General features: G+C 36.3%; 11 protein-coding genes. 8 read left to right on the top strand and 3 right to left on the bottom strand.

Features of this window, described 5'->3' with window-relative positions:
- From RT405_RS05130 to RT405_RS05120, 3 genes are all read right to left on the bottom strand, one after another.
- Nucleotides 1–1,281, bottom strand: a 1,281-nt coding sequence (locus RT405_RS05130; protein WP_313468132.1) for a fructose PTS transporter subunit IIA, incomplete at its 3' end; no start/stop codon positions are given.
- Nucleotides 1,282–1,299: 18 nt separating this feature from the next.
- On the bottom strand, nucleotides 1,300–2,214 hold the full coding sequence (gene pfkB / locus RT405_RS05125) for a 1-phosphofructokinase (protein WP_313468130.1): 915 nt from the start codon (nucleotides 2,212–2,214) through the stop codon (nucleotides 1,300–1,302).
- Nucleotides 2,211–2,963, bottom strand: a complete 753-nt coding sequence (locus RT405_RS05120) for a DeoR/GlpR family DNA-binding transcription regulator (RefSeq protein WP_313468128.1) — start codon at nucleotides 2,961–2,963, stop codon at nucleotides 2,211–2,213. Before RT405_RS05120 ends, pfkB begins: the two co-directional genes overlap by 4 nt.
- A gap of 148 nt (nucleotides 2,964–3,111) precedes the next feature.
- Here RT405_RS05120 and RT405_RS05115 point away from each other — a divergent pair, with 148 nt between their 5' ends.
- The 8 genes from RT405_RS05115 to RT405_RS05080 form a co-directional block, all read left to right on the top strand.
- Nucleotides 3,112–3,501, top strand: coding sequence for a GntR family transcriptional regulator (locus RT405_RS05115; protein ID WP_313468126.1), 390 nt, complete (start codon nucleotides 3,112–3,114; stop codon nucleotides 3,499–3,501).
- The gene (locus RT405_RS05110) at nucleotides 3,498–4,625 is read left to right on the top strand and encodes a DUF5808 domain-containing protein (protein WP_313468124.1); all 1,128 of its coding nucleotides are present in this window, start codon (nucleotides 3,498–3,500) and stop codon (nucleotides 4,623–4,625) included. Before RT405_RS05115 ends, RT405_RS05110 begins: the two co-directional genes overlap by 4 nt.
- Before the next feature lie 275 nt (nucleotides 4,626–4,900).
- Nucleotides 4,901–6,217, top strand: a complete 1,317-nt coding sequence (gene obgE, locus RT405_RS05105) for a GTPase ObgE (RefSeq protein ID WP_313468122.1) — start codon at nucleotides 4,901–4,903, stop codon at nucleotides 6,215–6,217.
- Between the two features lie 162 nt (nucleotides 6,218–6,379).
- On the top strand, nucleotides 6,380–7,318 hold the full coding sequence (rnz, locus tag RT405_RS05100) for a ribonuclease Z (RefSeq protein ID WP_313468120.1): 939 nt from the start codon (nucleotides 6,380–6,382) through the stop codon (nucleotides 7,316–7,318).
- Between the two features lie 17 nt (nucleotides 7,319–7,335).
- Entirely contained in the window at nucleotides 7,336–8,139 is an 804-nt protein-coding gene (locus RT405_RS05095) for an SDR family oxidoreductase (protein WP_313468119.1), read from the top strand.
- A gap of 378 nt (nucleotides 8,140–8,517) precedes the next feature.
- Entirely contained in the window at nucleotides 8,518–8,925 is a 408-nt protein-coding gene (locus RT405_RS05090) for a lipopolysaccharide assembly protein LapA domain-containing protein (RefSeq protein WP_313468118.1), read from the top strand.
- Nucleotides 8,926–9,507: 582 nt separating this feature from the next.
- A complete protein-coding gene (locus RT405_RS05085; RefSeq protein ID WP_313468116.1) occupies nucleotides 9,508–10,089 on the top strand; it encodes a DUF1836 domain-containing protein in 582 nt (193 codons plus the stop codon).
- An 18-nt stretch (nucleotides 10,090–10,107) separates the two neighbouring features.
- Nucleotides 10,108–10,877: DegV family protein (locus RT405_RS05080; protein WP_313468115.1), on the top strand; the 770-nt coding region annotated here is incomplete at its 3' end.

Here is a 10,877-nt window from a genome sequence, read left to right as displayed (position 1 = left end):
AAGTACAGGGTAGAGTAGAATTGATTTCAGCCCTTCCAATGACTTAGGCATACCTTTTAGAAGCTTTCTTAAGAAAAGAATGACATAACCTGCTAAGAAACCAGCAGCTAATCCACCTAAGAAACCAGCATTACTTTGAACAGCCATAAATCCACCGACCATACCTGGCATTAATCCGGGACGATCACCGATACTCATGGCGATATAACCAGCTAAAATAGGGATCAAGAAGTTAAAAGCATTACTGCCTAATGAATTTAAGAAAGTAAAAATCTCGCTTTTATCTCCAAAGTAAGGTTCAACTAGGAAAGAAAGAGCCATAATGATACCGCCGCCGACTACGAAAGGCAGCATATGCGAAATCCCATTCATCAAATCTTTATAAACTTTACTTATAATAGAACCTTTTTCTTCTTCTGAATCCTCCATATCTCTTTCACCACTTGCATGGAAAGTAGGAGCTTGCTGTTTAACTGCTTTATCGATCAGTTCTTCAGATTTACGTATTCCGTCACTTACTGGACGTTGAAGAACATGTTTGCCATCAAAACGATTCATTTCGACATTTTTATCAGCAGCAACGATAACACCTGCAGCACGCTTAATATCAGCTGCGGTCAATCGATTTTTAACACCTTCAGTTCCGTTGGTTTCTACTTTGATATCTACGCCCATTTCAGCAGCTTTTTTCTTCAGAGCATCTTCAGCCATATAGGTATGAGCAATTCCAGTAGGACAAGCAGTTACTGCAATAACAAAAGGACGATCAACATCGGGAGTTTTAGTTGCTTCAGCTTGTTGTTCGGCTTTTTCATCAGCTAACCGTTTTTGCTCTGCTTTTGTAAATAAATTTTGAACTTCATCAGGTGTTGTTGTTTCTTTTAGAGAAGCAACAAATTCAGGGTTTATTAATAACCGAGATAAGCTAGCCAAAGCTTGCAAATGAGTGTCATTAGCACCCTCTGGAGCAGCAATCATAAAGAATAAATAGGTTGGTTGACCATCTAAAGCCTCATATTCCACGCCTTTTGTACTTTTAGCAAATAATACAGTAGCTTCATTGACTGCAGCTGTTTTTGCATGCGGCATAGCAATGCCATCTCCAAGTCCTGTTGAAGTCTGAGCTTCTCTGGCCATGATACCTTCTTTAAAAAGAGCCGGATCATTGAGGCGGTTTTGAGCAGCTAAGCTAGCAATCATTTCATCAATTGCAGCTTCTTTAGTGGTTGCTTTTAAATCCATTATCATGACGCTTTTAAGCAATAAATCGTTGATATTCATATTTTTTCCTCCTAATAGTTAACTTAACAAAGTTACATGAACTTGAGAAAGAAGACGGTCAATCTCTTTTTTCTTGGCTAAATCATCTGAAAAAGCTGTAGCACTGCCTGTAGCAACACTAGTTTGAAAAGCTGCTAAAGGATCCTTTGTCTGCATAAGCGTTCCGATAAAACCTGCAACCATTGAATCGCCAGCTCCTACTGAATTTTTCACTTTCCCTTTAGGAACAGTTGATTGGTATACTTTATCTTCTGTGAAAAATAATGCTCCATCTCCTGCCATAGAAATCAAAGCATATGAAGCGCCCATTTTAATTAATTCTTTTCCATAAGGGATCATGTCGTCAACAGAATTAAAAGTGACTTGGAATAAATCTGCTAATTCATGGTGATTGGGTTTGACCAATAAAGGATGAAAAGAAAGAGCATCCAATAAGGCTTGTCCTGTTGTATCCATCACAAAACGAGCTCCTGTAGCAACAATTCGAGAAATAATCTGCTGATAAAAATCCTTAGGCAAAGAGGCAGGCTGATTACCGGAAATAACGACTAAGTCATTTGAAGTTAACTGATCGAATTGAGATAAGAGTTCGTGCGCTTCTTTTTCGGTAATAACCGGACCATTTGCATTAATCTCTGTTTCTTGATCAGATTTCAATTTAACATTGATTCTTGTATCGTCTTGAACCGGTGTAAATTGAGTTATCACTTCTTCTTGACTCAACCAGTTGGTAATGAAATCGCCGGTAAAACCTCCTAGAAAGCCTAAAGCAGTCGTAGGCTGTTCGAGTTGGTGAAGCACGCGGGAAACATTGATTCCTTTTCCTCCGGGCAGTTTAATATCCCTTGTCATTCGATTTAACTCTCCCATTTTGAAATTAGGAACTTCAACAATGTAGTCAATCGATGGATTAAGGGTAACAGTATAAATCATTTTTTTGCCTCCTTAATAGTTGTTTGATCAAAGTAACTTTGATAAACAGTATGGTCGATAGTATCTGTCACAATAATAGCATCCTCAAGCTCACAAACTTTTGCAAAGCTAACTTTATCGAATTTTGTTTGATCGGCTAGGAAGTAGGTTTTTGAACTGTGTAAGTGAGCCTGTTTTTTAACCGCTGCTTCTTCAATATCTGGAGTAGTAAAACCAAATTCCGAATCAATGCCATTTATTCCCAAAAAGCTTTTATTAAATCGATAATCATTTAATTGATTGTTACTGACCGTTCCAATGATTGCTTTTGTTGTTGTCTTGATTTCTCCGCCAAGCAGAATTGTTTTTATTTGTAGCTCTGATAATAAAGTTGCCTGCTGAATACCGTTTGTCACAACTCGAATGTTTTTATTTTTTAAAAAAGGAACTAAATAAAGGGTAGTGGTTCCTGCATCTAAAAAAATAGTATCATTTTCTTCAATAAAAGAAGCTGCTAATTCTGCAATGGCTTTTTTTTCTTGGATGTTTTTGGAGGTTTTTTCATGAGCTGTCAATTCTTCATCTAAGTGATAAGTTCTTTTAGCTCCGCCATGTATCCGGGTTAATTCTCCAGCCGCTTCTAATAAAGCTAAATCTCTGCGGATAGTGGATTCAGAGCAGTTTAAATTATTTATCAAGTCTTGAGATTTTACTAGCCCGCGTTGTTTCAATTGAGTAATTATATAATTATGACGTTCTTCAGTTAACATATCGACCCTCCTCGAACTCTTATAATACCATCAAAAACGCTCAAAAACAATCAATATTATTAAGCGGTTTCCGTTCTTGTGCTTTAAGAACTCGTTTGTTATAATTGTTATAGAACAACCATTCATTTTTGATAAAGGAGTTTTTAATGTGATAATTCATATTAAGCCAGAAAGTGATACACCGATATATGTGCAATTAGTTTATCAAATAAAAATCGGGATCTTAAAAAAGGAACTGATTCCTGGTGAAATGTTGCCAAGTGTCCGTAGTTTAGCTGGCGATATTGGCGTAAATATGCATACAGTCAATAAAGCCTATTTGCAATTAGTTGATGAAAAAATTTTAACAAACCATAAAAAAGGCTTTCAAGTAAGAGAGCGTGAACAGATGGATATGAGTGACACGTACCAAGAGGAATTTAAACTCAAATTAACAGAATTGATGATCGATGCTGCTATTTATCAATTATCCGAAAAAGAAGTAAACGTCATACGCGAATCAATCAATACGGAGATACAAAGGAGAGAAGAAAAATGAACTTATTTGTAGGATTTATGGTTATTCTATTTTTGGTAGTTGGAATCATAATGGGATTAACTCCGTTTATGGGACGAAAAAGCAGTCAATTTGGTGTCAGCATACCTGAAACCTACGAAGAAGACGAGCAATTAAAAAAATGGATGAAACAGTATTTCTTAGTTACTGTTATGAGCAGTATCCTTTTTACAATTCCTTTCTTTATTTTTTCTCATACTAAAAATACAGCACAAGCAGAGATGCAACTGGGTATTTATAGTACTATAGGGATACTATTGATCTTAGTGATTGCTAGTTCAACTTATTTAGTGATCCATAAAAAAGTGCAGGCCTGGAAAAGGCAATTACCAAGAGAAAGTGGGAGTTCGCAAGAGATTGTAGTAGATTTAAATTCTCGAAAAAAAGGACTATTGATCCCAAATGCGATTATTATCTTTAGTAACTTGGTGATTATTGGCGGAACAGCACTCATTACTTGGTTAAATTACCAACGGATCCCTGATGCTTTTCCCATTCATTGGGGAATCAATTTCGAGCCAGACCGGTTTGCAACTAAATCCGTTAAAACTGTTTTTGGTTTATTGGGAGTTCAGTTGGTAATGACTCTTATTTTTGTAATAGTCAATTATTCAGTTAAAAGTGCAAAACAAGCTTTAGATCCTAAACATCCCTCTATTTCTAGTTTAAAAAATCGTCTCTTTCGCCAAGCTTGGTCTCGTTTTTCTTTACTCGTTTCTATTTTAACCCAGTTATTGCTAAGCGCACTTCAATTTTCTACTGTGCTGTTCAGCAAAGTACCTATCCAGTGGTTTATCTACCTAACTATTTGCTATACGCTCTTTGTTTTAGGCTATACTGTTGCTCTATCTTTGAAATACGGGCAAGGCGGAGAACGGTTAAAAATGCATGGTATTCCAGAAGAAAAAACTAAGGCAGCACATCGCTATAATGAAGATCGGTATTGGAAGTTAGGGGTTTTTTATTATAATCCTGACGATCCTTCAATTTGGATAGAAAAAAAGTTTGGAATTGGAATAACAATCAATTTTGCTCGATGGCAAAGTTGGGCAACTATCGGAGGAATTTTCTTATTGATTGTCATTCTAACATGGATTTCTAAATAAACTCTTGTTCACTTAAGAAGCTTAAGAAAAAACCCTTCATCCTTATTCAGGTTTAAATGGACAAATCAAGAAAATATCCGTACAATAGGTAATGGATTAGAATGGGGTATACTGAACATAACCTCATTTTTTAGGTAATACGTGACGGAAAATATACTTGTTTACATCTTGGAACAAATGTAACAATAAGGATTCTCGCTGCATCATCTAAAGAGTAACCCAAAAAAATCAAAATAAAACTCTCATAACTGTAAAAAATGAGGAGGAAATTAATAATGTCAATGTTTTTAGACCAAGTAACAATTAGCGTAAAAGCTGGCAACGGTGGTAACGGTATGGTAGCTTTCAGGCGCGAAAAATATGTTCCAGATGGCGGACCGGCTGGTGGAGATGGCGGAAAAGGCGGAAGTTTAATTTTTATTGTTGATGAAGGATTACGAACTTTAATGGATTTTCGTTTTAATCGTCATTATAAAGGCGAAGATGGAGAACATGGAATGAGTAAAAGTATGCACGGCAGAGGAGCTGGAGATACATTTATCAAAGTTCCGCCTGGAACTGTTGTAAGAGATGTGGATACAGGAATTGTTTTAGGAGACTTAATTCATGAAGGGCAACGTTTGACAGTGGCAAAAGGCGGACGAGGCGGACGAGGCAATATTCGTTTCGCTACTCCAAGAAATCCAGCTCCTGAAGTGGCAGAAAACGGTGAGCCTGGTGAAGAACGGAATCTAGAACTAGAATTGAAAGTTCTAGCAGATGTCGGATTAGTTGGTTTTCCTTCAGTTGGAAAATCTACTTTGCTTTCAATTGTTTCTGCAGCACGTCCTAAAATCGGTGCTTATCATTTTACTACGTTGGTTCCTAATTTAGGAATGGTCCAAACAACTCAAGGAAAAAGTTTTGTGATGGCTGACTTGCCTGGACTGATTGAAGGTGCATCGCAAGGAGTGGGTCTTGGTATTCAATTTTTGAGACATATTGAGCGCACGCGTGTCATTTTGCATGTGATTGATATGAGCGGCAGTGAAGGCAGAGATCCATACGAAGATTATGTAACAATCAATAAAGAACTTGAAAGCTATGATCTGCGTTTGTTAGAACGGCCTCAGCTGATTGTTGCTAATAAAATGGACATGCCTGAAGCGGAAGAAAATCTGAAAGCTTTTAAAAAGAAACTTCAGTCTTTGAAAGAAGATGAATATGAGGATGATATCCAAATTTTTCCTATTTCAGCGATTTCACATAAAGGCATCAATAATTTATTAAATGCAACGGCAGATGTACTAGAGACTACTTCTGAATTCCACTTGGAAGAGTTGGAACAAGAACAAGAAGAAGTTGTATTATACAAACACACTGCTGAAGATAAAGGCTATAAAATTACAAGAGATCCTGATGCAACTTGGGTCATATCAGGCGACAAACTAGAAAAATTATTTAAAATGACTAATTTTGATCACGATGAGTCCATTCGTCGTTTTGCTCGTCAATTAAGAGCAATGGGGATTGATGAAGAACTACGTGAACGCGGAGCAGTAGACGGAGATACAGTTCGAATTATGAAATACGAATTTGAATTTGTTGAATAAGAACTGTTGGAATTGAAAAGAAGCCACTTGACATTTGCTCATGTGGTTTCTTTTTTTCGGGAAGTGTTTATCGCTATATTAGCGCAATTTTGTTAAACTAAAGAGGAGTTTCTACTTGCTGTCAACGAGTAATAAAAATCTATAGAGTTAGGATCGGATAAAATGGAATTATTATTTTTAGGAACAGGTGCAGGAGTTCCGGCAAAACACCGCAACGTCACAAGCATTGCATTAAAATTATTGGATGAAAGAAACAGCGTTTGGCTATTTGATTGTGGTGAAGCGACACAACAGCAAATCCTCCATACCACTTTAAAACCGCGGAAAATCGATAAAATTTTTATTACCCATCTTCATGGCGATCATATTTTTGGCTTGCCAGGATTAATCAGCAGCCGTTCATTTCAAGGAGGAGAAGGACCCTTAACGATATATGGACCAAAAGGAATCAAACAGTTTGTTTTAACCTGTTTAAAAGTTTCTGGTACGTATTTAAAATATTCTTTGAAGTTCCATGAAATTAATGAACCTGGTATTCTTTTTGAAGATACACAATTTAAAGTTTCTTGTCTTCCTCTTGAACATGGTATTCAATCTTTTGGCTACCGGATTCAAGAAGCGGATCATCAAGGAAGTTTGCAAGTTGAAAAGCTAAAAGAAGCAGGTGTACCATTTGGTCCACTATATGGGAAATTAAAACAAGGAGAAACCATTACTCTGCCGGACGGCCGCACTTTTAATGGGAAAGATTTTATTGGTGCGACCCAAAAAGGCCGGGTTGTCACAATTCTTGGCGATACCAAAAAGACTGCAAACAGCGTAATCTTAGCTAAAGAGGCTGATGTGCTTGTTCATGAAAGTACTTTTGAAGGATCAGAACAAAAAATGGCTCGTGACTATAACCATTCTACGAATCGCGATGCAGCAGAAGTCGCTTTAGAATCAGGAGCTAAGCGGTTATTATTAACGCATATCAGTGCCCGTTATTTAGGAAAAGATGCTTATGCATTAGAACAAGAAGCACAAAAAATCTTTAAACATACACATATCGTAAAAGATTTTGAAGAGATTAACATTCCGCTACAAAAAGAAACCCATTAAAGAAGGGAAAAATACAGATGAAAAATAAACAAGAAAGATTAACGGATCAGATTATTTTTATTACAGGTGGTTCAACTGGATTAGGCGAACAAATTGCATATGCAGCTGCTAAACAAGGTGCAGTTGTAGTAGTTAGTGCCCGCAGAATGGATCTGCTTTTAGAAGTTAAAAAAAAGTGTGCTGCTTTGTCTGGGAAAGAAGCTTATGCCTATGCAATGGATGTAGCTGATCCTGAAGTCATTCAAAAAGTGATTCAAGATGTATACCAGCAAGTAGGAAAGATCGATGTTTTAATTAATAATGCAGGATTTGGTCATTTTGAAGAAGCGTTAACTTTTGATATGGCGCTTGCTGAAAAAATGTTTAGAGTCAATGTGTTGGGTATGATGTACGTTACGCAATTGGTTGCTATCGAAATGGCAGAGAGAAAACAAGGACACATTATTAATATTGCTTCACAAGCTGGAAAAATAGCAACACCAAAATCAACTATCTATTCTGCTACAAAATTTGCAGTAATGGGTTACTCAAATGCGCTGCGCTTAGAATTGAAGCCTTTAAACATTTATGTGACAACTGTTAATCCCGGTCCAATTGAAACGAACTTTTTTGATATCGCGGATGAGAGCGGCAATTATTTAGAAAAAGTAGGCCGCATGGTCTTAAATCCTGTTATGGTTGCTAACCGTATTGTAGAGTTGATCGGAACATCTAAAAGAGAGCTGAATTTGCCTTATTTAATGGAAGTTGCGGGTAAATTGTATTCTTTATTCCCAAGAACTGGTGATTTTTTAGCTTTAACTTTTTTCAATAATAAATAAAGCTTTTTCTTAGGGGGAATAACCTGCACTATGCTAAAATACAAGTAGAGAAGCTAGTTTTTTTTATAAAGTAGGAGTATGATAAGTTTTTTTGCATTTAATGTCTAGCGTTCAAGCTCTGACCTCTCGTGAAAAAGATGACTATAAGGCCTAAAGTCACGCTAAGCGTGCTTTATACTAGTCGACGTAACCAGCTAAAGCTGGAAGTCTCCTAGCAATTGCGCAGTATGCTTATTTGCTGGTACTTTAAGAGATTCATCTCGTAGAGTACCAGTACAAGGCGACGAAAGGAGCGTTGCTCCCCAAGTCGTATTCTCTATTTTTACGGAGGTCAAGGCGAGCTTGTCCGTTTTTCTTACTTAGGAAGGGGAAGAAAAGATGAAAAAACAATGGGGAACAGTTTTAGCCATCATATTGGTGTTGTTAATTGCATTATTTGCCGTTTTAAATGTAGCAGACGTGCCAGTTAATTTCGGTTTTGCTCTAGTTACATGGCCATTAATTATGGTTATTTTAGGTTCTTTGTTTATCGGAGCGTTGATTACGGTTTTGATTGCAACGAGTACAGCATTTAGAACAAAGAAAAAAATCAAAAATTATGAATCTGATTTGTCAAATGCAGAAGAAACAAAACAGCAAGAGTTGAAACAAGTAAGAGAAGAATACGAACATAAGATAACTGAAAAAGATGAAAAAATAATTGAACAAGCAAATAAAATTGATAGTTTAGAAAAAGAGTTGGTCGAACGAATGACGGCTACAACACCTACACCGCCGACTTCATAATATAAAATCAGTTGCTGATTGCTTCTAATGAGTAAGAATGTAAGGAAAATCCGTTATCGGAAGTTTCTTACATTTTTTTATATACATTTTTGGTTCTATTATTTTTGGTGTTGGTAAGAAAAATGAATCTATTCTATAGTCTTGAAATTTTCGGAGGAATAGTGGCTGCTTGCAGCCATGTAAAGGATTCTGAAAAAACGAAGCACTGTGGGCATGTGCCCAAGTGTATCATGTCTGTAAAACTGCTGAAACAGCAACAGCCATGACAAGGCTTGAAAGACTGGAGACACTAAGTCTCCAGTCGATCCCATGGCTTCTTGCGAGCAGACACGTAAATTCCGGAGGGAATTTCACTATCTGAGAATTACCAACACGATTTAACAAAGAACCACATTTTTTAGCGAAAACGTAACGTTCATTTTCTTTTCTTGCAAGCGACTAATTTATCGTGTTACTATGTATACGGTTACTTTAAGGAAAAGAGATATTTATGGATGTTAACTAGTTTCCAAAACTAGTTTGTCTAGTTTTGGAATTAATGGTAAAATACAATCAATCATAAAAAATGAAACAGGTGAGATAGTGAATAAAATAGAAGAAGAGCTTATTGAGTGGACACAAGAGATTACTGAGTTTCATTTTCCGCGCTGGGAAGAATTGCCTGACTTTGATCTTTACATGGATCAAGTTTTGACTTTAATTGATAAATACCTCTTTGTTTTTAATCCAAGTAAACAGAAAAAGATTATTACAGCTTCAATGATAAATAACTATGTGAAACTGGATTTAATTCCTCCACCTGTAAAAAAGCGTTATAAAAAAAAGCATTTAGCTTATTTGATTGCTATATCCGTTTTAAAACAAGTGTTAACCATACCAGAAGTTAAAGAAGGGCTCGTTTATCAAGCTTCTATTAGTGGAATTCGTGGGGCATATGATTTATTTTGTACAGAACAAGAAGCCGCATTGGTAGCCATTGGGTCTCATCTTGTAAAGAAAGAACCTTCTCCGTTGCCATTGTTGCCAGATGACACTGATATGAACAATTTAGTTGTGCGAACTGCAACGATTGCAGTAGCAACTAAAATTGTTACAGAAAAAACGTTAGCACTGATTGGAGAAGAAAAGGTAAGAAATAAAAAAGATGGTAAATCGAAAAAATAAAATTGCGAGGTAAAGAATATGACTGAAGAAAAAGTTGCGTTTCTTGTGGACTCTGGTTCAAATGTTCCTGAAGAGTATATTGCATTAGGAAACATGAAAGTTATTCCATTAAAGGTTATTTATAAAGATGAAGAATATACGGACAACGTAGATATTACTGCACAAGATGTTTATGATCGCCTTAACGAAGAAATTCCTAAGACTTCTCTTCCGAGTGGAGAAGTTATTAGCGAAATTTTAGCACAAATTCAAGCAGAAGGATTTAAAAAAGTTATTTGTGTGACTATTTCAAGCGGATTAAGTGGTACAAATAATATGGTTCGCCTTGTAGCAGAAAATTTTAAAGATATGGATATTTTTACAGTTGATTCGAAAAATATTGGAATAGGCAGTGGCTTAATTGCTGTTCAAGCTTATAACTATGTCAAAAATGGCCTAAAGTGGGAAACAATCAAGGGTAAATTACTTGAAGATGTGAAAAAATCTAAAGTGTTTTTTCATGTACCCACATTGGAATACTTGCAAAAAGGTGGACGTATTGGTTTAGTGGCTTCCATTTTAGGAAATATATTGAATTTAAAACCCATTATTACCTGTAATGATGATGGGGTTTATGATACAGTTGCAAAAATTCGCGGGAGTAAAAAAAGTGTGCAAAAAGCCATTGATTTAGCCAAGGAATTTGCAGGGAATGCTAAAAAGTATAATTTAGCTATTGCTTATGGAGGAAAGACGGCCAAAGCTCAAGTGCAAGAGATCCGTGCAGAACTTCAGAAACAACTCCCGCA

This window comes from Carnobacterium sp., assembly GCF_032094055.1.
Lineage (GTDB): Bacteria > Bacillota > Bacilli > Lactobacillales > Carnobacteriaceae > Carnobacterium_A.
Note: the sequence above shows the minus strand (reverse complement) of the source record. Positions and strands in the feature narration are given on the sequence as shown.